Here is a 25,916-nt window from a genome sequence, read left to right as displayed (position 1 = left end):
TTGATATGGAAGTTCTGGCCTATCTCATACCGATTTCCCTGTTTTTGGGCGGGGTTGGCCTTGTGGCGTTTATCTACACGGTGCGGTCGAACCAGTATGATGATCCCGAGGGTGACGCGCGGCGTATCCTCAGCGATGAATGGGATGACAAGCCCAAGTCCTGACCACTCTTGAAATTGCCGCAATGCCCGGTTATGTCCGGCCCATCCGCTAGCAGAGAGAACCAAGCCAAATGGCAACTATGAATCCGATCCAGTTCATTCAGCAAGTCCGTGCCGAAGTCTCGAAGGTCGTCTGGCCGACCCGGCGCGAGGTTCTGCTGACCACGGTCATGGTGTTCATCATGGCGGCACTGACCGCTGTGTTCTTTGCGCTGGTCGATCTGGGTATTCGCGGCGGTCTGCAACTGATCCTGGGCGCATTCGGTTAAACCGGATTGGGCCGGGCGGAAACGCCACAGCCCCCTTGCACAGCGCGGGATGTCAGAGTAGTTGACACAGTACTATTCGGAATGGGCGTGCGGCGATTCGGGCTGTGCGCCGCTTTTTATTCCGGGTGACGTGGCAGAATTTCAATGACGGTGCTTGCGGCATTCCGAACGCACCGAAGGCAAACAAGGACGACAGGTTCATGGCGAAACGGTGGTACTCGGTCAGCGTTCTTTCGAACTTCGAAAAGAAGATCGCAGAGCAGATCCGCACGTCCGTGGCTGAGCAAGGCCTTGAGGACGATATCGACGAAGTACTGGTGCCCACCGAAGAGGTGATCGAAGTGCGCCGGGGCAAGAAGGTCACGACCGAACGCCGCTTTATGCCCGGCTACGTGCTGGTGCATATGGAAATGTCGGATCAGGGCTATCACTTGGTCAACTCGATCAACCGGGTTACCGGCTTCTTGGGCCCGCAAGGCCGCCCGATGCCGATGCGCGACGCCGAGGTGAACCAGATCCTCAACCGTGTTCAGGAAGGTGAAGACGCGCCGAAACTGATGATCTCGTTCGAAGTGGGCGAGAAGGTCAAGGTCAACGACGGCCCGTTCGAGGATTTCGACGGTATGGTCGAAGGTGTGGACGACGAAGCCCAGAAGCTGAAAGTCTCGGTTTCGATCTTTGGTCGCGAAACCCCGGTCGAGCTGGACTTTACGCAGGTTACGAAGCAGGGCTAAAACCCACTTCAGCGAATTTTGGAGCGCCGCGATGCTAGGAGCAACGCGGCGCTTTTGCTTTTATGGCATCAGCTTTTCAAGTTCGCAGGCAAAAGGCAGAAGAAATCGACCGGAAAGTAAGAGCTTTGCAGCTAGGGCGGACCGGGAATTAGTTCTTGTTGTTGAAGAACTGTTAGGATGTCCAGAATTGTCGACGGGCTGACATCCACCGAACCGTCCAAAAATACACCAAGTCCACCTTCTCCGATCTCTCGTGGGCCACCAGAGTCATAAACCGGATCAAGAGACGCGAGCTCTGCCGGCAGTACCGGACACAAAGGGGTTTCGTTCAAAACAAGGTCTACGGCAGCCAACATCAGCTTCTTGACGGACTCGAGCGTATCGTCCTCAAGGAGTTTTTCGCGCTGCGCTTCGGGAGCCGTGAGTACGAGGTCGATAAGTTCGAAATAGGCACAGTTGTCCCGCAACTCTACAGTCGCTTCGGTGGACATGTTTGCCTGGATAGAGTTTTTTTGTTCACCCCGCTGAAAGTCGCGCTCACTGGTTCGGCTGCATTCAAAGATTGTGATGGTCACTTGCCCATCCAGATCGATCGCGTCGTCTTGAGCCTTAAAGCCGAATTCATCCAGTCGGACTTGCAGGCCGCAATTGTCGACTATTGCGTTTTCCGCCAGTCGCTCAGGTACAGTTTTCTGTACTTCGCGCAGATCAAGAAGGGCACCCACACCGATCCGGGTAGGGGCAACAGCGGAGAGGTTCAGATCAAGCGTATAAGGCAATTCCGTATCACGAACTGGCAGTGTCGCGTCGATGACAAAATCTACCTGTTGCGCGTCGGGTGCTCGGGCTCCCAGAACTACTGCCATTAAGACTGGAAAAATCAACCAAAGTCTCATTCAGCAAACTCCAATACGCCAAGCTCCTTCAATCCTCCAAGGACTTCGACAATTGTCTCAGCGCTGACATCGGCAGACCCGACAATGGCAGCACCCATCCCGCCAGGCGCAATTTCCCGAGTGCCCCCGGACTCGTAAATCGGGTCGAGTACAGTGAACTCCGCGGGCAATGGCGGGCAGACCGGGTGCGCAGTCAAAAATTCCCCGCCTTTTTCGAGGACGGCTTCGTTGATGCGGTTGGTCAGGCCGAAAAGATTGGAGACAGCGCCAATAAAACCGCGCGGATCTAGATCAACGCCTTCGATGCTGAATGTCAGGCATTGGCCCTTCACCTCGGCCTTGGCGACGGCCACCGCGTCCACTGTGGCCCCAAAATACCGAAAGCCCGGCTCTTCATGGCGGTTACATCTCGTAAACTGCGCACGGGCTGAACCCTCGATCTTTACGGTGTCGTCTATGGCGGTGACGTCCCGAACCTCAAGATAGATCTGGCGTTTACAGCTTTCTTCCAGGGGACCGGTCAGTATTTGAGGCGCTTTTTCCTGCAATCCGCGCAAATCCATAAAGGCGCGCAGTTGCAAACGGGTTGGGCTGGCTTCTTCAAGGCCACCATAGACAGTGAAGGGAACCGGAATATCGCGCAGTGGAACTTCTTTATTCAATTTGATCTGAAACCGACCGGCATAGGTGGCAGGATCAATTCCCGTAGAGGAGTATGAAGAAGAACTGTTGGACCCGCCGGTTTGGGTGACCGCCTCCGGCTCTGCGCCCTGATCCTGAGCCTTGCTACCACAGCCCGGCAGCATAGCAAAAAGAATGCAGACCAATAGTCCCTTATTCAGTCGAGATGATGCCATCCCTGACCACCTCTTCTGTGTCCAAGCCGTACCAAGATACCCGCCTGCGTTTCTTAAGCAACTTATGTATTCAATTTATTTATTTTGTTTCGCTGTTTCCAACTGTCACAGAGGCTCGTTCAGGACACAAACACGCCCTTTGTAAACAAGGTGTGAGCTACTTGCCAACCCCACCATTCCCCTATTCATGCCGCCTTTACCGTTTTCGGGCGAGATTCTCTCGTGGGAGGTTGCTGGGATCGCGGTCTCGTATCTGACCGCGCGAAACAAGTCGGGTGGGGCGTGCCGGTCAAGCTGCTGTTCTAACTTTTGGCGGTGAAGTCACGGTCGAACTAGGTTTCTAGCAACTTGCGAAGTAGAGCTAGGTTGTTTTCTGGCTACATTGATAACGCCGCGATGCAACACGCAACGCGGCGCTTTTTTGTTTCAGCTTGGTAGACGCCGATAGCGTTTAGTTTATCGACTTATCTCGCCTGCACCATAGCCGCACGCAAGAGTTGCGGGCGGTCTGATTGGGATGGCAGGAAGACAGCCTGCGATCCGGCATCCAGCGCAGAAAGGCTCGCATCGTACCATTGCATCGCAAGATCGCGGCGTTCTTGTACACCAAAGCCTTCGCGCAGGTGGTGCCCAACCAACTCTCCATAGGCTGGCTCGCCCATAGCGACCAACATTAGTGCAGAACCAACAGCGGTATCCATGTTGTCCTGCAGGTAACCCATTGCCAGGCAGACTTTGCTTGTCGCGGCAAGATCTTCAGGGCTGAGCCCAGAATCCAAAGCAAGCTTGCGCATCTGAGTTTCCGACTCTGTTTTTGAGTTTAGAGACAACGCAACAACTTGCGGCTCCAACATTTCACCAAATGCGTCACACTGAGCTGCGACCTGGTCTGGTGTCAGTCCCTGAATGTCCTGCATCAGATCCTCGCCCCGGGCCATGGCATAGCTTCGAGCCAGGCAAAACTGTTCGCTGAGTGCAAAATCAGGATCGGACATATTGGCCAAAGTCGTGTAGCCGCCATTGGTCGACGTCTGAAGCATAACCGCGCTGCAGCGATTGGCGAGTGACGGGCCTGTTGTGCCGCCAGAAAACAAGGTCGGTAGGGTAGTGGATGGTGCTTCGGCAACGTCTGTCGTGGGTTCGACCTCTTGCGCGGTTGCGACCGGGGCGGCCACTGCCGGTGGCTGCGGAGCCGCCGCCAGAGCGGTGCCGCTATGCACTTGCTGACGGTACGCTAACAAAAGAGGCTGTCCGGACAGTTGAGTCGATGCCTGTCCTCCGCTTGTCGCCCAATAGTAGGCCTGCATAAGGAAGTCGCGCTGATACGGCTGAAAATCATAGCCATTGATAGGGTAGCCCATTGAAACCTGATAACGTTCGATCGCAGACCGGGTTCCGCGGCCGACCTGTCCATCCACCCTTCCGGCATTGTAACCAAAGTAGTTGAGTGCGGTCTGAGTTTGCGCACCTTGTGTTGTCGACGGTATGCCGGGACGGTAGGTCCGAGTTGACCGCGTCGTTCTCTGGGCTTTTTTCTTCTGCTGGTCCTGGCCTATCGCGTAACCTAAGACCCCACCAACGACAGCGCCGCCGAGGAAGTCACCGGCGTCGGCCCGCGCCACCTGAGGAGCGGTTGCAGCAAAGGATAGGGCGAGTCCGAGCGTAACTATCAAACGAAAAAACATAACTTACCTCCAAAACAAAACGCCTGAATTTGATGAGTATACCACATTCATTGCTCAACGCGGACCTGGACATTGCAGTGACGCTCGAATCCCAGTCTTAGCGCGGTTGGTTGGCGGACTTTTGCCAATTTCAGGCTATTTTCCGATGGGTATAAAAGTCTTCTAACTCACGAAATGTGGACGAGCGGGTCAATTATGGTCCGTTCGAGGAATTCGTCGGTATGGGCGACGGCGTGGACGACGAGAACCAGAAGCGAAGGTCTTGGTTTCGATCTTTGGCTGCGAGATGTCGGCCGAGCTGGACTTCACGCAGGTTACGAAGCAGGGATACTTGGGCTTCGCAGAAAGTTTATGTTGAGGTGACCTGTTGGGCACCCTTTTTATGAATTTGCTGTGCGAACTTTCCAGACAGATTGATCCTCGCCAAACCCTTTTAGGGACGCCGTTCCGATCTGTTCGCACAGTTCTGGCAGAATTGCCGCAGCCGCGTCAGAGAGGACGTGATCAGAATCTAACTCTGTCGCCGCTGTAAGCAATCGGGCGGTTAGATTCACGTCAGGCCCAATCGCTGTAAAATCCAGCCGGTCGCCACCTCCGATGTTGCCATAATGAAACCGACCATAGTGGATAGCTGTGCGGACGCCCAGTTTATGATCGAAGCTTGCCGTGTCCAGCGCTTGCCAACCTTCTTGAACCGCCGCAATTGCGGCTTTGACCTGTGCGTCTGGGGGCATGTTTTCCCGAGTTGGGAAAATGGCAAAAAATCCGTCACCCATAAATTTCAATATTTCACCGCCCTGATCCATCACGGATGGGGCCAGGCAGTCGAAAGTATTATTCAGAAGCTTGACTAACGCGTCTCCGGAAACTGAATTCGAAAGTTGTGTGAACCCCTTAAGATCTGCGAAAAGAATGACGGCGTCGATTTCTCCTCCGTCGCCGCGGTGTATCTTGCCATCCAGAATTTGTGCGCCACTGTTCCGGCCCACATAGGTCGACAAAAGATAGGTTGCATCCAGTCGCAGCATATAGGACTCGGTCAGGCGTGCGAGCGGTCCACGGACCCTCTCCAGAATATTCAAGTCCCGTTCTGAGAAGCCGCCCGGCGATGCGCTCGACCACGTGCACACGTGGGTATCGCCGTTGAGGTAGATCAGTGGCTGCGCAAGATAGTCTGTAAACCCTTGTTCGCGCAATTCGCCTATGATGATGTAATCTTCCGGGCAATCGGGGTCTTCCAAGTGCCGACGAATAGTTTCCTTACGCTCGATCACATGGGGCAAGGGATTGTTCGTGTAAATTTCGGTCGTAAACAACTGCAGCGGGGCATCAACCCTGTCCACTCCCTCACCCGCCTTCCATAAGAACCGGCGGCCTGTCAGATTGGGGTGAAGCGTCCAGATGAACAACCCGAACCGGTCGATTGCTACGCCAGCATCCACTAGACTCGTACAAATACCCTCAATGATGCCTATGGCATTTCCTGCCGAGCGGGCCCCATCGACCATCCATTCGATCAGGGCGTCAACTTTAGTTTGTTGCGGGCTGGGTTTTTGCGATGCGGGCAACATGCGTTTCTCGTTAGGCTGCGTGCTGTAGCGTATAGACCGGTATCATGAAACTCTGACTGTCTTGGGCTGAAACTGCAAGATTCGTACGTCAGGCAGATCGGCGATCAGAAATTCGGCTTGCCATTGGACGTTCAGACTAGTAAGGCGCAGCTCTGTCGTAAAATGCGTCAAGCACTGTGGAAGGCGAGCGTATCGCGATTCGCGGACCAGACCACACAACTGAATAGCCCTGATGACGCGTCAGAGGGGTGTTGGAAAAGGAGAAACCAAATGGCTAAGAAGCTTGCTGGTACGATGAAACTGCAGGTTCCTGCAGGTCAGGCGAACCCGTCGCCGCCAGTTGGTCCGGCGCTGGGTCAGCGCGGCATCAACATCATGGAATTCTGCAAGGCGTTCAACGCCAAGACCGCAGACATGGAGCAAGGCGCACCTTGCCCGACCGTGATCACCTATTATCAGGACAAGTCCTTCACCATGGACATCAAGACGCCGCCCGCGTCTTATTACCTGAAAAAAGCCGCCGGTCTGAAGCCGGTTGGTAAGCGTAACCGCCCCCGTGGCGCGGAAAACCCAGGTCGTGAGACCGTGGCAACCGTTACCTCGAAGCAGGTTCGCGAAATCGCCGAAGCCAAAATGAAAGATCTGAACGCCAACGACGTCGAAGGCGCAATGCAGATCATCCTGGGCTCGGCCCGCTCTATGGGCATCGAGGTGAAGTAAGATGGCAAAACTCGGTAAACGTACGCGCACCGCGCGCGAAGCTGTCGCTGGCAAGGAAAACCTGTCGGTTGACGAAGCAGTTGCCCTGGTCAAAGCCAATGCAACCTCGAAATTCGACGAAACCATCGAGATCGCGCTGAACCTGGGTGTTGACACCCGTCACGCGGACCAGATGGTTCGTGGTGTTGTCGGCCTGCCAAATGGCACCGGTAAAACCATGCGCGTTGCTGTGTTCGCTCGTGGCCCCAAGGCTGACGAAGCGAAAGAAGCAGGTGCGGATATCATTGGCGCAGAGGACCTGATGGAAACCATTCAGGGCGGCACCATCGAATTCGATCGCTGCATTGCCACCCCGGACATGATGCCGATCGTCGGTCGTCTGGGCAAAGTTCTGGGCCCCCGCAACCTGATGCCGAACCCCAAAGTTGGGACCGTGACCATGGACGTGAAAGCGGCCGTGGAAGCAGCCAAGGGTGGTGAAGTTCAGTTCAAGGCAGAAAAAGGCGGCGTTGTGCACGCCGGTGTTGGCAAAGCGTCCTTCGACGAAGCCAAGCTGGTCGAAAACGTCCGCGCCTTTATCTCGGCCGTGGCCAAGGCCAAACCGACAGGTGCCAAAGGCACCTACATGAAGAAAATCGCGCTGAGCTCGACAATGGGCCCTGGCGTGACTTTGGATGTTGCTGCGGCATCGGGCGAATAAGCCCAATTGTAATACCGCGAAGATGAAATCCCGGGTGGTGCGAACCGCCCGGGATTTTCTTACTTAAAGATGATCAGGCTGTCCGCGTGAAGGCGGCATTCAAGTGGCCTGCGCCAGGCGGAAGCTGCAGTTTAAGACTGCGCGCGTCTGACCTCTACGGCTTAGATATATGCGCGCAATACACCGGCCTCACGCGCGCTGATTGTTGGGACTGCGGTGTGTCGAAACGCATCGCTGACATCTTCGATTGATGGGAATAGCGCCAGGATTTCAGATCGTTGCGGGGACGACAGTGCGTATTTTGCGCTTTCGCCATAATAGTAGCTTTCTGTCAGCGCGCCGTTGGATCGGACAATGTGGTGTCGGTCGAACATGAAGTGAGTGTAAGTGATGCGATCCGTTGGGCAGATCGAAACCCCTGGAATGCCACACAGGTTCTTGGCGGCCACGAACACTTCGGATGATCCAAAAAGCATGTCAGTGGCAGGAGAGCCGATCAGAATTCGATGCTGTTGCGAAACCACCAGCTCTTTCGTGTTCCCGATAGCGCCGGCCTCGATCACCACCGGAGCAAATGACCCATGACCATGAACCTCGGTCGTTCCGATCCAGAGGATCGGTTGAAATCCGCTGTCCCGTGTCCAGACGCGTTGACCTTTGATGAGGTCTTGAACCTCGACGATACCGTCTGCAGTCTCGATAAGGGTTCCCGGCCCAAAGCAGGTAACATAGTCAGCATACGCCGACGACCCGGCATTCGAACCGCCGGTTTTGACATACGACGTTCCGGGATCTAGCGGGGCAGATGTAGCATAGCCCCAAACGTCCTGCGTCACGCCGCCTTGGGAAAACACATAGATGGTGATTTCTGGACCGGTCGGGTTGAGATCGTCATCCAGGGCTCGCACAGTGATAATTGACTCGGATTCTACCTGCATGCCGTTTGTCACTATGCCGCCACCATCCGTGATGACGTGGCCAGCTGGCAGGTCATCGTCGAAAACGTCAGGGCTGCCAGCAGTGTCATCCAGTGTGATGGTGGTACCGGTGCCGCCCGAGTAGGTAAAGATGGTGCCATCCGGTGTGTCCGAATTGTTGATGATCGAGCCTCCGACCACGATATCGTTCGCGTCAGCTGTATCCGGGACGAATGTAGCGACCAGGCTGGAGCTGTCCTGAGCAAAAAAACTGCGGAGAACCATGTAAGCGACTTACCTTCTGTGTGGCGGTTTTTGTCGGCCTAAACTGACAAACGCCGCGTGGGTTATGGTTTGGGATAACGTTTCTTGGGATGGTTCGGTCAACTAAGATTTGCGCGATGTCGCTCACAATCTCGTCATTTACGCTGACCATCCATCCAGCTCAACGGTGTTGGAACGCGATCTGCAGGCGATCGCCCAGTCTTTGCCGCTTGTCTTTTTCGAAATCGCTGCATTCGTGGTCGTTCCGCCACAAGGCCAACCAGTCTTTCAATAGCCGTCCGCGGAGACAATAATCCAAGATTTCAACATTGACAGGATGTCGGTAAAGGCGAAAGAACATGTCTTTGTTTCTTTTAAGGATACCGCTTCGGTCGACACCCAATGTGCCGCCATTCCGAAAGATATCCGCCTTCAGAAAATCGACGATATCGTAGACCGCCAGCTTGTCGCGGGCTTCGGTGAAATCCAGTCCGATCGTTTTCCCCTGTCCCACAATAAGGTTCTGCCCGTGATAATCGCCATGTGAAAACACGCGCAGGTCCTCGGTGCCCTTCAGGCGGGTCCCTTCGGACAGCATCAGGTTCACCATTGTCCGGCTTTGGTTCGCGATTTTGTTGGGAACGGCCGTCATCAGTTCTTTCAGGCTGTCTGTCATCCACCTGGGGCGAAAGGCGTAACGAACAGGCGGGTTGCGACTGTGGAGATCGTTCAGCCACGACCCCGCGCGACGGTACACCTGGGCGACCTGATCATCGTCTTTGCTGTTGTAGATCAGATCAACGGCGGTTGGCCGATTGATGTATTCGGTCACCAGAAAAGCACCACCTGGCGAGAGGTAAACGGGTCGGACAACGCGCGAGGTCTCATTGCCCTCAAAAAATCGGTACAGTTCGACGAGCAGGTCATACTCGTCCTTCAATCGCCCGGTGTCTGGCGATTGCGTATCGATCTTAAGGGCGAAAGCCTGCGCTGCGGTATGCAGGATCACGACGGACCGCGTGTCGTCGAACGCGTGCGATCGGTAGATACATTCATAACGGCGGATGGGCTCTTTCAGGAACTGGTTTGAAAACTCGTCGATAAATAAGGCGACGCGGGCATCTTCTTCGTCTGAAAGGGGCAGCGTTCCAGCCAACGGGCCAAGTCCTGAGTGCTATTGTCCAGTCTCCGGACAGGATAACAGTGCGATGTCCATGTCAACGGAAAGTCGATGCTTGGGGCTGCTTGATTTGGCGTTTGCGCGTTGTGCTGCGCAAATCCGCGCCTATATACACGCTAAGCCCTAAACGGGGTGGAAATCGTTTTCGACAGGTGCTGTTGCGAACCTGCGGAAACCGCAATTTACCCCTTGGAAACCGGCCCCATCTGCCCTAAGTAGGGCTACGAAGTAAAGCGTGCGATTCGTCGTGCGCTTTATTTTGTTTCGTCCAAGACGGTGGGTGGTGCCATGTGGCCCCTTAATTCCCTGCCTGAGACGGGTAAGACCAAAGAATTCTGGGGGGTCCAACCCTCGGGCGAATTTTGGCCAATCCCGTAACAACGGACCTGAACGCCGGAGCGAAAGCTGCGGCAAATATGAGCCGGGGTGAGATATCGCCCCAAACTTGGAGAGAACTGTGGATAGAGCCCAGAAAGAGAAAGTGGTCGAGGAACTCGGCCAAATCTTCGAAAGCTCTGGCGTCGTAGTGGTTGCTCACTACGCCGGTCTGACAGTTGCCGAGATGCAGGACCTTCGCGCACGTGCTCGTGACGCGGGTGGCTCCGTGCGTGTTGCCAAGAACAGGCTCGCCAAAATCGCCCTTGAGGGTAAGCCGTGTGAAAGCATGGCCGACCTGCTGACAGGGATGACCGTTCTGACCTATTCCGAGGACCCTGTGGCAGCAGCCAAAGTGGCCCAGGACTACGCCAAAGAGAACCAAAAGTTCGAAATTCTTGGCGGTGCAATGGGTGAGAACGCTCTGGATCGTGCCGGCGTCGAAGCCGTGTCCAAAATGCCTTCGCGCGAGGAGCTTATTGCTACTATCGCGGGCATGCTGGGCGCACCTGCTTCGAACATCGCTGGCGCAATTGGCGCACCTGCAAGCAACATCGCAAGCATCCTTTCCACCATCGAAGAGAAGGCGGAAGCTGCGTAAGCGGTTGGCACTGAATGATCTGCGTAGGGTAACTACCCTGACGTTGGAACACACACTGTAAACGGAAAGAGCTGATAAAATGGCTGATCTGAAAGCACTCGCAGAAAGCATCGTGGGTCTGACCCTGCTGGAAGCACAAGAACTGAAAACCATCCTCAAAGACGAATATGGCATCGAGCCCGCAGCAGGCGGCGCAGTTGTCATGGCAGCCGGTGGCGACGCCGGTGGCGCAGCTGAGGAAGAAAAAACCGAATTCGACGTCGTTCTGAAGAACGCCGGCGCTTCGAAAATCAACGTGATCAAAGAAGTTCGCGGCATCACCGGTCTGGGCCTGAAAGAAGCCAAAGAACTGGTCGAAGCTGGCGGCAAGATCAAAGAAGGCGTGTCGAAAGACGAAGCCGAAGAAGTCAAAGGCAAGCTGGAAGCAGCTGGCGCCGAAGTCGAGCTGGCCTAAGCCATTCGACAGGTGCATCGCTGATGTGCCGCAGAAATTGGCTGGATCCGGAGAAATCCGGGTCCAGCCGAACCTGTCTTAGAAAGGGCCTCTGAAAATTGGGGTGTTTTCTAAGACGCGGTTCGCGGATCGGGAGGCTGCCATTCGGGACGGTGGCCACGAATTGATCCGGACGTGTCGTCTCTAATGTGCAAGGCACCGGGGCCCGACGGTGTCTTTGTCCGCTGAGAACATCGAAAGGTGACATCTGACATGGCTCAAACGTTCCTTGGCCAGAAACGTCTTCGTAAATATTACGGCAAAATCCGCGAAGTGCTGGAGATGCCGAACCTCATTGAGGTCCAGAAATCCTCTTATGATCTATTCCTGCGCTCCGGCGATGCAGATGTGCCCACAGACGGCGAAGGCATCAAAGGCGTGTTCCAATCGGTCTTCCCGATCAAGGATTTCAACGAAACCTCCGTTCTGGAGTTCGTGAAATACGATCTGGAAAAACCTAAATATGACGTCGAAGAGTGCATGCAGCGCGACATGACCTACAGCGCGCCGCTGAAGGTCACTCTGCGTCTGATCGTGTTCGATGTCGATGAGGACACCGGCGCCAAATCCGTCAAAGACATTAAAGAACAGGACGTATTCATGGGCGACATGCCCCTGATGACGCCCAATGGTACGTTCATCGTGAACGGCACCGAGCGTGTGATCGTGTCCCAGATGCACCGTTCGCCCGGCGTGTTCTTTGACCACGACAAGGGCAAGACCCACTCTTCGGGTAAACTGCTCTTTGCTTGCCGCATCATCCCGTATCGCGGCAGCTGGCTGGACTTTGAGTTCGACGCCAAGGACATCGTGTTCGCCCGTATCGACCGTCGCCGCAAACTGCCTGTGACGACCCTGCTTTATGCGCTGGGTCTGGATCAGGAAGCGATCATGGACGCGTACTACAACACCGTGTCCTACAAGCTGGACAAGAAGAAGGGTTGGATCGCTCCGTTCTTCCCGGAACGTGTGCGCGGTACCCGTCCGACTTATGATCTGATTGATGCGAAATCGGGTGAAGTGATTGCTGAAGCAGGCAAAAAGGTCACACCGCGCGCTGTCAAGAAACTGATCGACGAAGGCACTGTCACCAACCTGCTTGTTCCATTCGATCATATCGTTGGCAAATTCGTCGCCAAAGACGTCATCAATGAAGAAACCGGTGCGATCTACGTCGAAGCCGGTGATGAGCTGACGCTTGAATATGACAAGGACGGCGATCTGATCGGCGGCACTGTCAAAGAGCTGATCGATGCCGGCGTCACCGAGATTCCGGTTCTGGACATCGACAACATCAACGTCGGTCCGTACATGCGCAACACCATGGCGGCAGATAAAAACATGGGCCGGGACACCGCGCTGATGGATATCTACCGTGTTATGCGTCCAGGTGAACCGCCCACCGTCGAAGCGGCCTCGGCACTGTTCGACACGCTGTTCTTCGACAGCGAACGTTATGACCTGTCCGCCGTTGGCCGCGTGAAGATGAACATGCGTCTGGCTCTGGATGCGCCGGATACCCTGCGCACCCTGCGCCGCGAAGACATCGTGGCCTGCATCAAGGCGCTGGTTGAGCTGCGCGACGGCAAAGGTGACATCGACGATATCGACCACCTGGGCAACCGTCGTGTGCGTTCTGTCGGCGAACTGATGGAAAACCAGTACCGCGTTGGCCTGCTGCGCATGGAGCGCGCGATCAAAGAGCGTATGTCGTCGGTCGAGATCGACACCGTCATGCCGCAGGACCTGATCAACGCGAAACCGGCTGCTGCTGCTGTTCGCGAATTCTTCGGCTCGTCGCAGCTGTCGCAGTTCATGGACCAGACCAACCCGCTGTCGGAAGTCACCCACAAACGCCGTCTCTCGGCGCTTGGCCCCGGTGGTCTGACACGTGAACGTGCGGGCTTTGAGGTGCGCGACGTACACCCGACCCACTATGGTCGGATGTGCCCGATTGAAACGCCGGAAGGCCCAAACATCGGTCTGATCAACTCGCTGGCCACCTTTGCCCGCGTGAACAAGTATGGCTTCATCGAAACACCGTACCGCGTCGTCAAAGACGCCGAGGTGACCGATGAGGTTCACTACATGTCCGCGACCGAAGAAATGCGTCACACTGTGGCGCAGGCGAACGCGACACTGGATGCGGATGGCAAGTTCATCAACGATCTGGTTTCGACCCGTCAGTCGGGCGACTACACTCTCGCCCCGCGCGAGAATGTGGACCTGATCGACGTCAGCCCGAAACAGTTGGTATCGGTTGCTGCATCGCTGATCCCGTTCCTTGAAAATGACGACGCCAACCGCGCCCTGATGGGTTCGAACATGCAACGTCAGGCGGTTCCGCTGCTGCGGGCCGAGGCGCCGCTGGTCGGCACCGGTATTGAGGAAAAGGTTGCCATCGACTCGGGTGCTGCGATTCAGGCGAAACGTGCCGGCATCATTGACCAGGTCGACGCCCAGCGTATCGTTATTCGTGCTACCGAAGATCTGGAACTGGGCGACGCGGGTGTGGACATCTATCGTCTGCGCAAATTCCAGCGTTCGAACCAGAACACCTGCATCAACCAGCGTCCGCTGGTGAAAGTTGGTGACACTGTCACGAAAGGCGAGGTTGTTGCCGATGGTCCGTCCACCGATATCGGTGAGCTGGCGCTGGGTAAAAACGTGGTCGTCGCGTTCATGCCGTGGAACGGTTACAACTACGAAGACTCGATCCTGATCAGCGAACGTATTGCGCGTGATGACGTCTTTACCTCGGTCCATATCGAGGAATTCGAAGTCGCCGCCCGTGACACGAAGCTGGGCCCGGAAGAGATCACCCGCGACATTCCGAACGTCGGTGAAGAAGCGCTGCGCAACCTCGACGAGGCTGGCATCGTTTACATCGGCGCGGATGTTGAGCCGGGCGATATTTTGGTCGGCAAGATCACTCCGAAGGGCGAAAGCCCGATGACCCCGGAAGAAAAGCTGCTGCGCGCCATCTTTGGTGAAAAAGCATCTGATGTGCGCGATACTTCGCTGCGCGTGAAGCCGGGTGATTACGGGACTGTCGTGGAAGTCCGCGTCTTCAACCGTCACGGCGTCGAGAAAGACGAGCGTGCGTTGCAGATCGAGCGTGAGGAAGTCGAACGTCTGGCCCGTGACCGGGATGACGAGCTGGCGATCCTTGACCGCAACATCTACGCGCGTCTGCAAGGCCTGATCCTGGGTAAAACCGCTGTCAAAGGCCCGAAAGGCGTCAAGGCGGGATCGGTGATCACCGAGGAACTGCTGGACATGCTGACCCGTGGTCAGTGGTGGCAGCTGGCACTGGAAGACGAAAAGGACGCACAGATCGTAGAGGCTCTGAATGAGCAATACGAAGTGCTCAAGCGCGCTCTGGATGCCCGTTTCGAGGACAAGGTCGAGAAAGTCCGTCGTGGTGACGATCTGCCGCCGGGTGTGATGAAGATGGTCAAAGTCTTCATCGCCGTGAAGCGTAAGCTGCAGCCGGGCGACAAGATGGCCGGTCGTCACGGGAACAAAGGCGTGATCTCCAAGGTTGTTCCGATGGAAGACATGCCGTTCCTGGCTGATGGTACTCCGGTTGACTTCTGTCTGAACCCACTGGGCGTGCCTTCGCGTATGAACGTTGGACAGATCCTTGAAACCCATATGGGTTGGGCCGCACGCGGTCTGGGTCTGAACATCGACGAAGCACTGGGTGAATACCGCCGCTCCGGCGACCTGACCCCGGTTCGCGAAGCGATGAAGCTGGCCTATGGCGAGAATGTCTATGAAGAAGGCATTGCCGGCATGGACGAAGGTCACCTGATTGAAGCTGCGGGCAACGTGACCCGCGGTGTTCCGATCGCGACCCCCGTCTTTGACGGAGCCAAAGAGGCTGACGTCAACGACGCGCTGGTGCGTGCGGGCTTCTCGGAAAGCGGTCAGTCGGTTCTGTTCGACGGTCGTACGGGTGAGCAATTCGCGCGTCCGGTGACCGTGGGCATCAAGTACCTGCTGAAACTGCACCACCTTGTGGACGACAAAATCCACGCGCGTTCGACCGGGCCTTACAGCCTGGTTACCCAGCAGCCGCTGGGTGGTAAGGCGCAATTCGGTGGTCAGCGCTTTGGTGAGATGGAGGTCTGGGCCCTGGAAGCTTATGGCGCCGCCTACACCCTGCAGGAGATGCTCACCGTGAAATCGGATGACGTCGCCGGCCGGACCAAGGTGTATGAGTCGATCGTCAAAGGCGAGGATAACTTTGAAGCGGGCGTACCGGAATCGTTCAACGTTCTGGTTAAAGAAGTCCGTGGCCTCGGCCTGAATATGGAACTCCTGGATGCGGAGGAAGAGTAGGGGCGGCAACGCCCCACACTCATCCCATCCCAATTTGTAAGGACGCAAAATGAACCAGGAAATCACCAATAACCCGTTCAACCCGCTGACGCCGCCGAAAGTCTTTGACGAGATCAAAGTCTCCTTGGCGTCGCCCGAGCGGATTCTGTCTTGGTCCTATGGCGAGATCAAGAAACCCGAAACCATCAACTACCGGACGTTCAAGCCCGAGCGTGACGGTCTGTTCTGCGCGCGTATCTTTGGCCCGATCAAAGATTACGAATGTCTGTGCGGCAAATATAAGCGGATGAAGTATCGCGGCGTTGTCTGCGAGAAATGCGGTGTGGAAGTCACCCTGCAGAAAGTCCGCCGCGAGCGTATGGGCCACATCGAACTGGCCGCGCCTGTCGCACATATCTGGTTCCTGAAATCGCTACCGTCCCGCATCGGTCTGATGCTGGACATGACGCTGCGCGATCTGGAACGTGTTCTGTACTTTGAAAACTATGTAGTCATCGAGCCCGGTCTGACCGACCTGTCTTATGGCCAGATGCTGACCGAAGAAGAGTACATGGACGCGCAGGATGCCTATGGCATGGACGCGTTCACGGCGAACATCGGTGCGGAAGCTATCCGTGAGATGCTGGCTCAGATCGATCTGGAAGCCGAAGCCGAGCAGCTGCGCGCTGATCTGGCCGAAGCAACCGGTGAACTGAAGCCCAAGAAGATCATCAAACGTCTGAAGGTTGTTGAATCTTTCCTCGAGTCGGGCAACCGGCCTGAGTGGATGGTGATGACCGTGATCCCGGTCATTCCGCCGGAACTGCGTCCGCTGGTTCCGCTGGATGGTGGCCGTTTCGCGACTTCGGATCTGAACGATCTGTATCGCCGCGTCATCAACCGGAACAACCGTCTGAAGCGTCTGATCGAGCTGCGCGCACCTGACATCATCGTCCGCAACGAAAAGCGGATGCTGCAGGAATCCGTGGACGCTCTGTTCGACAACGGCCGTCGTGGCCGCGTGATCACCGGCGCCAACAAGCGTCCGCTGAAATCGCTGTCGGACATGCTGAAAGGTAAGCAGGGCCGCTTCCGTCAGAACCTTCTGGGTAAGCGCGTCGACTTCTCGGGCCGTTCGGTCATTGTGACCGGTCCGGAACTCAAGCTGCACCAGTGTGGTCTGCCCAAGAAGATGGCGCTGGAACTGTTCAAGCCGTTCATCTACTCGCGCCTTGAAGCCAAGGGTCTGTCTTCGACCGTGAAACAGGCGAAGAAACTGGTCGAAAAAGAGCGTCCCGAAGTGTGGGATATCCTCGACGAGGTGATCCGCGAACACCCTGTTATGCTGAACCGTGCGCCGACGCTGCACCGTCTTGGCATTCAGGCGTTTGAGCCGGTTCTGATCGAAGGTAAGGCGATTCAGCTGCACCCGCTGGTCTGCTCGGCCTTCAACGCCGACTTCGACGGGGACCAGATGGCGGTTCACGTGCCCCTCAGCCTTGAGGCGCAACTGGAAGCCCGTGTTCTGATGATGTCGACGAACAACGTTCTGTCGCCTGCAAACGGCGCGCCGATCATCGTTCCGTCGCAGGATATGATCCTGGGTCTTTACTATGTGACCCTGGAACGTGAAGGCATGCCAGGCGAAGGCAAGGTCTTTGGTTCGATCGACGAAGTTCAGCACGCGCTGGATGCAGGCGAAGTTCACCTGCACACCAAGATCACCGCGCGGGTCACGCAGATCGACGACGAAGGCAACGAAGTTCAGAAGCGTTTCGAGACCACGCCTGGTCGTCTGCGTCTGGGTGCCTTGTTGCCGATGAACAACAAGGCACCGTTCGAACTGGTCAACCGTCTGCTGCGGAAGAAAGAAGTGCAGCAGGTGATCGACACCGTCTACCGTTACTGCGGTCAGAAAGAGTCGGTTATCTTCTGTGACCAGATCATGTCGATGGGCTTCAAAGAAGCGTTCAAGGCGGGCATCTCGTTCGGTAAGGACGACATGGTCATCCCTGATGACAAGTGGGGCATCGTTGATGAGACCCGCAGTCAGGTAAAAGACTTTGAACAGCAGTACATGGACGGTCTGATCACGCAGGGCGAAAAGTACAACAAAGTTGTCGATGCCTGGTCGAAGTGTAACGACCGCGTAACCGATGCGATGATGGGCACGATCTCGTCTTCGGATCGGGCAGAGGATGGTTCCGAACAAGAACCAAACTCGGTCTACATGATGGCCCACTCGGGTGCGCGTGGCTCGGTTACTCAGATGAAACAGCTAGGCGGTATGCGTGGTCTGATGGCCAAGCCGAACGGTGACATCATCGAGACGCCGATTATCTCGAACTTTAAAGAAGGTCTGACCGTTCTCGAGTACTTCAACTCGACCCACGGTGCCCGTAAAGGTCTGTCGGATACCGCTCTGAAGACGGCGAACTCGGGTTACCTGACCCGTCGTCTGGTGGACGTGGCTCAGGACTGCATCGTTCGTGAGATCGACTGTGGTACTGAACGTGCGATCACCGCCGAAGCCGCGGTCAACGATGGTGAGGTTGTTGCATCGCTGGCCGAACGTGTGCTGGGTCGTGTTTCGGCCGATGACGTTCTGCGTCCGGGTACGGAAGAGGTTCTGGTCGCTGCGGGTCAGTTGATCGACGAACGCATGGCCGACACCATTGACGAGGCCGGTGTTGCTTCGATGCGCATCCGCTCGCCTCTGACCTGTGAGTCCGAGGAAGGCGTTTGTGCCACCTGCTATGGTCGTGACCTTGCACGTGGTACGCGGGTCAACACGGGTGAGGCTGTCGGCATCATCGCCGCCCAGTCCATCGGTGAACCTGGTACACAGCTGACGATGCGGACCTTCCACATCGGCGGTGTTGCCCAAGGTGGTCAGCAGTCGTTCCAGGAAGCCAGCCAAGACGGTGTGGTGTCGTTCGAGAACCCGCAGGTTCTGGCCAATTCCGTAGGCGAAATCCTGGTCATGGGTCGGAACATGAAGTTGGTGATCAAGGACGAACACGGCGAGGAACGTGCCAGCCACAAGCTGGGCTACGGCTCCAAGCTGTTCGTCAAGGACGGCGCCAAGGTTGCCCGTGGCGACAAGCTGTACGAGTGGGACCCCTACACCCTGCCGATCATCGCCGAGAAAGCCGGTACCGCGAAGTATGTTGACCTTGTTTCGGGCATTGCTGTCCGCGATGAGACCGACGATGCAACCGGCATGACCCAGAAAATCGTGATCGACTGGCGCGCCGCCCCCAAAGGCAGCGACCTCAAGCCCGAGATCATTCTGGTTGGTGAAGATGGCGAGCCGGTCCGCAATGATGCGGGCAACCCGGTTCACTATCCGATGTCGGTGGATGCTATCCTGTCGATCGAAGACGGTGAAAAAATCGAGGCTGGTGAAGTCGTTGCGCGTATCCCGCGTGAAGGCGCCAAGACCAAGGACATCACCGGTGGTCTGCCACGTGTGGCCGAACTGTTCGAAGCCCGTCGTCCGAAAGATCACGCGATCATCGCAGAAGCCGATGGTTACGTGCGCTTTGGCCGCGACTACAAGAACAAGCGCCGCATCAGCATCGAGCCGGCTGACGAGTCCATGGAGACCATCGAGTACATGGTACCCAAGGGCAAGCACATCCCGGTCGCCGAAGGGGACTTCATCCAGAAGGGTGAATACCTGATGGACGGTAACCCGGCTCCGCATGACATCCTGTCCATCATGGGTGTTGAAGCGCTGGCGGATTACATGATCGACGAAGTGCAGGACGTTTATCGTCTGCAGGGCGTGAAGATCAACGACAAGCACATCGAGGTCATCGTGCGCCAGATGCTGCAGAAGTGGGAGATCCTGGATTCGGGCGACACCACCCTGCTGAAAGGCGAACATGTCGACAAGCAGGAGTTTGACGCAGCCAACGAAAAGACGTTGGCCCGCGGCGGACGTCCGGCTCAGGGCGAACCGATCCTTCTGGGGATCACCAAAGCCTCGCTGCAGACACGTTCGTTCATCTCGGCGGCGTCGTTCCAGGAAACCACCCGCGTGCTGACCGAAGCTTCGGTTCAGGGCAAGAAGGACAAACTGGTTGGCCTGAAAGAGAACGTCATCGTTGGTCGCCTGATCCCAGCCGGTACCGGTGGGGCCACTCAGGCCGTGCGCCAGGTTGCGCAAGGCCGCGACAACGTCGTGATCGAAGCCCGCCGGGAAGAGGCCGAAGCGGCCGCTGCTCTGGCTGCGCCGGTCATGGATGACGATATGGTCGGTGACGAGCTGGACGTTCTGGTGGAAACACCGGAAAGCCGCGAGTAACTTCCTCATCATAGAAATACGGAAAGGCCCTGCGATTTTGCGGGGCCTTTTCTTTTGCCCTTGGTGCGCTTTCGCCCAATCGTGATACAACTGAATAGTCTCGAAGACAGCGACCCACTGACCAAGGGATGCATGATGCATACAATCAAAGGTGATTTGATACAGCTTGCACTGAATGGTGAGTTTGATGTCATCGTTCACGGTTGCAATTGCTTCCATGCGATGGGGGCCGGGATAGCACGGGCGATTGCGGTGGAATTCCCTGATGCGCTTGAGGCCGACAAGCAGACGGACCTTGGGTCCCGATCAAAACTCGGAACGATTTCTTCGGTCCAGATCACGCGGGGTACGACCGAGTTTGCGGTGGTTAATGCCTATACCCAGTTTCATTGGGAGGGGCCGGGGCCGCTTGTGGAATATGACGCGATCTCGGGTTGTTTTTCGAAGATTGCACGCACATTTCCCGCATCGCGGATCGGCTATCCGATGATTGGCGCAGGATTGGCTGGGGGTGATTGGGTTGAGATTGCCCAGCGCATAGACGCGGCCCTTGCCGGTATAGACCACACACTGGTGATCTTGCCCGACTGACCGACGGGTCCGTGGTTGCATATTGACATCTCACAAGGACTTACGGCCAATGATCCGTGTTTCTTTTGAGTATTGGATTCTGCGACTATGAACCCGAATGTGAAGGGCGCTATGCTGATGATGGGCAGCATGGCAGCCTTTACCGTTAATGATGCATTGATCAAAGTTGCGGGGGCAGACTTGCCGCTGTTTCAGATGGTTGCGATGCGTGGCCTCTTGGCGACGTTATTGGTGTTTCTGATGGCGCGTCATCTTGGGGCGCTGCACCTGAACTTTCCGCGCCACGACAAGTGGCTTGTTGCTGCACGCTGCCTGGCCGAGTTGTCGGCCACATTCTTCTTTCTGACAGCGCTTTTGCATATGCCGCTTGCAAATGTAACGGCCGTTCTTCAGGCGTTGCCACTTACGGTGACATTGGGGGCTGTTTTGTTCTTTGGTGAACATATCGGCTGGCGCCGCATTCTAGCGATCGGGATGGGCTTTGCAGGAATGTTGCTGATTGTACGGCCGGGGCCTGATGGGTTCAGTCTTTACGCGATTTACGCTCTGATTGCCGTGGCATCCGTCACCGCACGCGACCTGATTACCAGGCGTATGTCCACCCATGTTCCGTCCTTGACGGTCACATTGGCGACGACGGTTTCCATTACAGTGGCCGCAGGGATCGCAACTGCAGTCACAGGGTGGGAGCCGGTAACGCCGGGCGCAGGCATAATGGTGGCCTCAGCCGCGGTCTTTGTTCTGACCGGATATCTTTGCAGCGTCATGGTCATGCGCGAAGGCGACGTCGGTTTTATCGCGCCGTTCCGGTATTCCAGCCTGATCTGGGCTTTGGGGCTGGGTTGGGTCATTTTTGGCGATTGGCCTGATACGATCACGATGTTGGGCGCTGTTCTGGTCGTGGGTGCGGGGCTGTTCACGCTGTTCCGGGAACGGCAGTCTCAACCTGCCGAGTGAGCCCGCCGCACCTTGTCCTGTTCAATGGCAAATCGCGCAATGAACTCGCCTTCTTGTTCCGGTGTCAGTGGGGACAGCCCGGTCTTGCTGGCGCGGGCATGGGGGGAGTCGTTGAAGTTGTTCAGCGTACGCACCCACATGGGCGCGTCGGGATAGCTGATCACGGGCATGAAACGACCGATCTTATGGTGCGTGAAGCTCATGATCGTGTGTTTGCAGCCGCCGGCAATATACATCCCCAACCCTACGCCCAAAAGGGACCGGAACACCTGGGTGGCGCGAATGCCATCCGGTCCAAAACGCGCCAGAAACCCGCTGTTGAAATCCAGCCCGACCGTTTGGCTATTCCTGGTCAGTCCTTTAGCGTCAATCGCCGCAAGGCGCAGACGTTCGACAAAGTCGACCGAGACGGCGTCATCGTCATCATGCCGGAACTGGAGGCACGGCTGATCCGGGTCGGTGCGGGCGCTGTGCAGAACCTCTTTGACAACTGGGCGATGCCGGGCTGGTGTGCGCTTGACGATGCGGATCTGCCTGATGCCCGAGGTTAGATCATACAGTCGGTCCATGGACTTTTGGGGAAGGCATTCACCGGTTAGCACCACCAGTTCAAAGTCCTCGTCTGTCTGTTCCCGAAAACCGGGCATGGTGGTGGTTTCGAACAGACGAAACCGTTCTTCCAGCCGCTCTGGATTGTACAGGTATTGACGACGCTCTTCGACAGTTTCGTGTTCTACCTGATAGCCGCCGATCGCGGGGTAGGAAAAGCGGCACAGGCCAATGACTTGCATGTTTCGTCCATCAAAAAGTTTCGTGGCCACTATGCAGAAATCCGCAATTGCCGGCAACGGGCGAGTAGCGCTGGAAGCTGCAGCTAAGTCTTGATAAAACGCTGCCAATCGGCTTGTCGGGTATGTGCTGTTGACACTCGGGCCGACTCCCCATATACGCGCGTCATCTCGGTGCCGGGGGCCGCCCCACAACCGATTCCAGTAATGAACTGGTCAAGGCCCGGACACTTTTATCGTTCGCGCCCTCTGATAACAAACCGCGACGTTCACCTCGGAATGGGAACGCTCGCGGGTTTTGCGCTTGTGGACGCACGAACGCAGCAAGTTTAGCCGCACGCAATGCGCGTGCATGTCATGTGTGTTGCAAAACGGGGAAGAAACCGGAATGCCAACTATTCAACAGCTGATCCGCAAGCCGCGTCAGCCCAAAGTAAAACGCTCGAAGTCCATGCACCTGGAGCAGTGCCCGCAGAAGCGCGGCGTCTGTACTCGTGTGTATACGACCACACCGAAAAAGCCGAACTCCGCTATGCGTAAGGTTGCCAAAGTGCGCCTGACCAACGGGTTCGAGGTCATCTCGTACATCCCCGGTGAAAGCCACAACCTGCAGGAACACTCGGTTGTTCTGATCCGTGGCGGCCGTGTAAAAGACCTTCCCGGTGTCCGTTACCACATCCTGCGCGGTGTTCTGGATACCCAGGGCGTCAAAGACCGTAAGCAACGTCGTTCGAAATACGGCGCGAAGCGTCCCAAGTAAGAAGGAGAGGCTGATATGTCACGTCGTCACGCCGCCGAAAAACGCGAAGTCCTGCCTGACGCCAAATTTGGCGACAAGGTACTGACCAAATTCATGAACAACCTGATGATCGACGGCAAGAAGTCGGTCGCAGAGCGCATCGTTTACAACGCCTTTGACCGCGTTGAAGGCAAGATCAAGCGCGCTCCTGTCGAAGTGTTCCACGAAGCACTCGACAACATCAAACCGTCGGTCGAGGTTCGCTCGCGCCGGGTTGGTGGTGCAACCTATCAGGTTCCGGTCGAAGTGCGCCCCGAGCGCCGCGAAGCACTGGCCATCCGCTGGCTGATCACTGCTGCGCGTGGCCGTAACGAAAACACCATGGAAGAGCGCCTTGCGGGCGAACTGCTGGACGCCGTACAGTCCCGCGGTACTGCCGTGAAAAAGCGCGAAGACACCCACAAGATGGCCGAGGCGAACAAAGCCTTCAGCCATTACCGTTGGTAATTCCAGAGGCTTATCAAAATGGCACGCGAATATACACTCAACCATTACCGTAACTTCGGTATCATGGCGCACATCGATGCAGGTAAAACCACCTGCTCGGAACGCATCCTGTATTACACCGGCAAATCCCACAACATCGGTGAGGTGCACGATGGTGCAGCCACCATGGACTGGATGGAGCAGGAGCAGGAACGCGGCATCACCATCACTTCGGCGGCGACCACCACGTTTTGGGAACGCACCGAAGACGGTGTAACTGCTGACTCGCCCAAGCACCGCCTGAACATCATCGACACCCCCGGCCACGTTGACTTCACCATTGAAGTTGAACGTTCGCTGGCGGTTCTCGACGGTGCCGTCTGCGTTCTGGACGCAAACGCCGGTGTTGAGCCCCAGACCGAAACCGTGTGGCGTCAGGCTGACCGCTACAAGGTTCCGCGTATGGTGTTCGTCAACAAGATGGACAAGATCGGCGCCGACTTCTTCAACTGCGTTGCAATGATCGAAGATCGTACCGGCGCACGTGCTGTTCCAGTTGGTATTCCAATCGGCGCAGAAACCGAGCTGGAAGGCCTGATCGACCTGGTCACCATGGAAGAATGGCTGTGGCAGGGCGAAGACCTGGGCGCAAGCTGGGTAAAAGCACCGATCCGTGACAGCCTGAAAGACATGGCTGACGAATGGCGCGGTAAAATGGTCGAAGCGGCCGTCGAAATGGACGACGACGCGATGATGGAATACCTGGAAGGCAATGAGCCCGACGTTCCGACCCTGCGCGCCCTGCTGCGCAAAGGTACTCTGGAAATCGCGTTTGTTCCGGTTCTGGGTGGTTCGGCGTTCAAGAACAAAGGCGTTCAGCCGCTGTTGAATGCTGTGATCGACTATCTGCCCAGCCCGCTGGACGTTGTCGATTACATGGGCTTCAAACCCGGTGACGAAGAAGAAACCCGTAACATTGCCCGCCGCGCGGATGATGACATGGCGTTCTCGGGCCTGGCGTTCAAAATCATGAACGACCCCTTTGTTGGCTCGCTGACCTTTACCCGCATCTACTCGGGTACTCTGGCCAAGGGCGACACGCTTCTGAACTCGACCAAGGGCAAGAAAGAGCGTATCGGCCGGATGATGATGATGCACTCGAATGATCGTGAGGAAATCACGGAAGCATTCGCAGGTGACATTATCGCACTGGCAGGTCTGAAAGACACCACCACCGGCGACACTCTGTGTGCGACCGGCGATCCGGTGGTTCTGGAAACGATGACCTTCCCCGATCCGGTGATCGAGATCGCGGTTGAGCCGAAAACCAAGGCTGACCAGGAAAAAATGAGCCAGGGTCTGGGCCGTTTGGCCGCAGAAGACCCATCCTTCCGCGTGGAAACTGACCTGGAATCTGGTCAGACCATCATGAAGGGCATGGGCGAACTTCACCTGGACATCCTGATTGACCGTCTCAAGCGTGAATTCAAGGTTGAAGCGAACATTGGTGCGCCGCAGGTTGCCTATCGCGAAACCATCGGTCACGAAGCCGAGATCGTTTACACCCACAAGAAACAGTCGGGTGGTTCGGGTCAGTTCGCTGAGGTGAAGATGATCATCTCGCCGACAGAGCCGGGTGAAGGCTATTCGTTCGAATCCCGCGTTGTTGGTGGTTCGGTGCCCAAGGAATATATCCCGGGTGTCGAAAAAGGCATCAGATCCGTCATGGATAGCGGCCCGCTGGCTGGCTTCCCCGTGATCGACTTCAAGGTTGCCCTGATCGAAGGTAAATACCACGACGTGGACTCCTCGGTTCTGGCGTTTGAAATCGCGGCTCGTATGGGTATGCGTGAAGGCATGCGCAAAGCCGGTGCGAAACTGCTTGAGCCGATCATGAAGGTCGAAGTGATCACCCCGGAAGAATACACCGGCGGCATCATCGGCGACCTGACATCACGTCGGGGTCAGGTTTCCGGTCAGGAAAACCGTGGCAACGCCATCGCGATCGACGCGTTCGTTCCGCTGGCGAACATGTTCGGCTACATCAACACTCTGCGTTCGATGTCGTCGGGCCGTGCCCAGTTCACCATGCAGTTCGATCACTACGATCCGGTTCCGCAGAACATCTCGGACGAGATCCAGGCGAAATACGCATAAGCGAAGATTTGAGGGAGCTCTGTTCAGGGGCTCCCTTCATTACCGAAAAAGGAGGCCATCATGGCAAAGGAAAAGTTTGAGCGTAATAAGCCGCACGTCAACATCGGCACGATTGGCCACGTTGACCACGGCAAGAC

General features: G+C 56.4%; 21 protein-coding genes. 14 read left to right on the top strand and 7 right to left on the bottom strand.

Features of this window, described 5'->3' with window-relative positions:
* Nucleotides 1-5: 5 nt before the first annotated feature.
* The 3 genes from ccoS to nusG all read left to right on the top strand — a co-directional run bounded on the left by ccoS (nt 6) and on the right by nusG (nt 1,164).
* Nucleotides 6-164: a cbb3-type cytochrome oxidase assembly protein CcoS gene (gene ccoS / locus AC2FI9_RS14015; RefSeq protein ID WP_058272490.1), complete on the top strand. Its 159-nt coding sequence runs from the start codon at nt 6-8 to the stop codon at nt 162-164.
* Nucleotides 165-232: 68 nt separating this feature from the next.
* On the top strand, nt 233-430 hold the full coding sequence (secE, locus tag AC2FI9_RS14010; protein ID WP_058279820.1) for a preprotein translocase subunit SecE: 198 nt from the start codon (nt 233-235) through the stop codon (nt 428-430).
* Nucleotides 431-630: 200 nt separating this feature from the next.
* Nucleotides 631-1,164 carry a transcription termination/antitermination protein NusG gene (nusG, locus tag AC2FI9_RS14005; RefSeq protein ID WP_058272488.1) on the top strand — a complete coding sequence of 178 codons (534 nt, stop codon included), beginning with the start codon at nt 631-633 and terminating at the stop codon, nt 1,162-1,164.
* A 131-nt stretch (nt 1,165-1,295) separates the two neighbouring features.
* Here nusG and AC2FI9_RS14000 read toward each other — a convergent pair whose 3' ends face one another.
* The 4 genes from AC2FI9_RS14000 to AC2FI9_RS13985 all read right to left on the bottom strand — a co-directional run bounded on the left by AC2FI9_RS14000 (nt 1,296) and on the right by AC2FI9_RS13985 (nt 6,173).
* Complete coding sequence (locus AC2FI9_RS14000) at nt 1,296-2,030, bottom strand: hypothetical protein (protein ID WP_496768440.1); 735 nt, start codon at nt 2,028-2,030, stop codon at nt 1,296-1,298.
* A gap of 26 nt (nt 2,031-2,056) precedes the next feature.
* Entirely contained in the window at nt 2,057-2,917 is an 861-nt protein-coding gene (locus AC2FI9_RS13995) for a hypothetical protein (RefSeq protein ID WP_496768438.1), read from the bottom strand.
* Between the two features lie 464 nt (nt 2,918-3,381).
* On the bottom strand, nt 3,382-4,602 hold the full coding sequence (locus AC2FI9_RS13990) for a peptidoglycan-binding domain-containing protein (protein WP_496768436.1): 1,221 nt from the start codon (nt 4,600-4,602) through the stop codon (nt 3,382-3,384).
* A 380-nt stretch (nt 4,603-4,982) separates the two neighbouring features.
* Nucleotides 4,983-6,173 carry an adenylate/guanylate cyclase domain-containing protein gene (locus tag AC2FI9_RS13985; protein WP_496726636.1) on the bottom strand — a complete coding sequence of 397 codons (1,191 nt, stop codon included), beginning with the start codon at nt 6,171-6,173 and terminating at the stop codon, nt 4,983-4,985.
* A gap of 270 nt (nt 6,174-6,443) precedes the next feature.
* Here AC2FI9_RS13985 and rplK point away from each other — a divergent pair, with 270 nt between their 5' ends.
* Together rplK and rplA are read left to right on the top strand one after the other, a co-directional pair.
* The gene (gene rplK / locus AC2FI9_RS13980) at nt 6,444-6,893 is read left to right on the top strand and encodes a 50S ribosomal protein L11 (RefSeq protein WP_037314971.1); all 450 of its coding nucleotides are present in this window, start codon (nt 6,444-6,446) and stop codon (nt 6,891-6,893) included.
* Nucleotide 6,894: 1 nt separating this feature from the next.
* Complete coding sequence (rplA, locus tag AC2FI9_RS13975) at nt 6,895-7,593, top strand: 50S ribosomal protein L1 (protein WP_496768434.1); 699 nt, start codon at nt 6,895-6,897, stop codon at nt 7,591-7,593.
* Nucleotides 7,594-7,754: 161 nt separating this feature from the next.
* Here rplA and AC2FI9_RS13970 read toward each other — a convergent pair whose 3' ends face one another.
* Nucleotides 7,755-8,795, bottom strand: a complete 1,041-nt coding sequence (locus AC2FI9_RS13970) for a Hint domain-containing protein (protein WP_496768431.1) — start codon at nt 8,793-8,795, stop codon at nt 7,755-7,757.
* 160 nt (nt 8,796-8,955) lie between these two features.
* Nucleotides 8,956-9,930, bottom strand: a complete 975-nt coding sequence (locus AC2FI9_RS13965) for a phosphotransferase (RefSeq protein WP_496768429.1) — start codon at nt 9,928-9,930, stop codon at nt 8,956-8,958.
* A gap of 481 nt (nt 9,931-10,411) precedes the next feature.
* Here AC2FI9_RS13965 and rplJ point away from each other — a divergent pair, with 481 nt between their 5' ends.
* The 6 genes from rplJ (at nt 10,412) to AC2FI9_RS13935 (ending at nt 21,609) form a co-directional block, all read left to right on the top strand.
* Entirely contained in the window at nt 10,412-10,930 is a 519-nt protein-coding gene (rplJ, locus tag AC2FI9_RS13960; RefSeq protein ID WP_170417030.1) for a 50S ribosomal protein L10, read from the top strand.
* A 79-nt stretch (nt 10,931-11,009) separates the two neighbouring features.
* On the top strand, nt 11,010-11,384 hold the full coding sequence (gene rplL, locus AC2FI9_RS13955) for a 50S ribosomal protein L7/L12 (protein WP_037314964.1): 375 nt from the start codon (nt 11,010-11,012) through the stop codon (nt 11,382-11,384).
* Nucleotides 11,385-11,636: 252 nt separating this feature from the next.
* Complete coding sequence (rpoB, locus tag AC2FI9_RS13950; RefSeq protein ID WP_496735725.1) at nt 11,637-15,770, top strand: DNA-directed RNA polymerase subunit beta; 4,134 nt, start codon at nt 11,637-11,639, stop codon at nt 15,768-15,770.
* 49 nt (nt 15,771-15,819) lie between these two features.
* The gene (gene rpoC, locus AC2FI9_RS13945; RefSeq protein ID WP_496768427.1) at nt 15,820-20,061 is read left to right on the top strand and encodes a DNA-directed RNA polymerase subunit beta'; all 4,242 of its coding nucleotides are present in this window, start codon (nt 15,820-15,822) and stop codon (nt 20,059-20,061) included.
* 135 nt (nt 20,062-20,196) lie between these two features.
* On the top strand, nt 20,197-20,652 hold the full coding sequence (locus AC2FI9_RS13940) for a macro domain-containing protein (protein WP_496768425.1): 456 nt from the start codon (nt 20,197-20,199) through the stop codon (nt 20,650-20,652).
* Nucleotides 20,653-20,739: 87 nt separating this feature from the next.
* Nucleotides 20,740-21,609 carry a DMT family transporter gene (locus AC2FI9_RS13935; RefSeq protein ID WP_496739454.1) on the top strand — a complete coding sequence of 290 codons (870 nt, stop codon included), beginning with the start codon at nt 20,740-20,742 and terminating at the stop codon, nt 21,607-21,609.
* Here AC2FI9_RS13935 and AC2FI9_RS13930 read toward each other — a convergent pair.
* The gene (locus tag AC2FI9_RS13930; protein WP_496768423.1) at nt 21,594-22,400 is read right to left on the bottom strand and encodes a putative rhamnosyl transferase; all 807 of its coding nucleotides are present in this window, start codon (nt 22,398-22,400) and stop codon (nt 21,594-21,596) included. The two genes, AC2FI9_RS13935 and AC2FI9_RS13930, sit on opposite strands and share 16 nt — an antisense overlap.
* Nucleotides 22,401-22,785: 385 nt before the next feature.
* Here AC2FI9_RS13930 and rpsL point away from each other — a divergent pair, with 385 nt between their 5' ends.
* Genes rpsL through fusA form a run of 3 tightly spaced genes read left to right on the top strand, consistent with a single transcriptional unit; the run spans nt 22,786 to nt 25,779 of the window.
* Entirely contained in the window at nt 22,786-23,157 is a 372-nt protein-coding gene (rpsL, locus tag AC2FI9_RS13925; RefSeq protein ID WP_005621086.1) for a 30S ribosomal protein S12, read from the top strand.
* Nucleotides 23,158-23,172: 15 nt separating this feature from the next.
* Entirely contained in the window at nt 23,173-23,643 is a 471-nt protein-coding gene (rpsG, locus tag AC2FI9_RS13920; RefSeq protein WP_008756926.1) for a 30S ribosomal protein S7, read from the top strand.
* A gap of 18 nt (nt 23,644-23,661) precedes the next feature.
* A complete protein-coding gene (gene fusA, locus AC2FI9_RS13915; protein ID WP_496768421.1) occupies nt 23,662-25,779 on the top strand; it encodes an elongation factor G in 2,118 nt (705 codons plus the stop codon).
* Nucleotides 25,780-25,916: the final 137 nt, after the last annotated feature.

This window comes from Ruegeria sp. CDSA246 (genome assembly GCF_059611225.1).
Note: the sequence above shows the minus strand (reverse complement) of the source record. Positions and strands in the feature narration are given on the sequence as shown.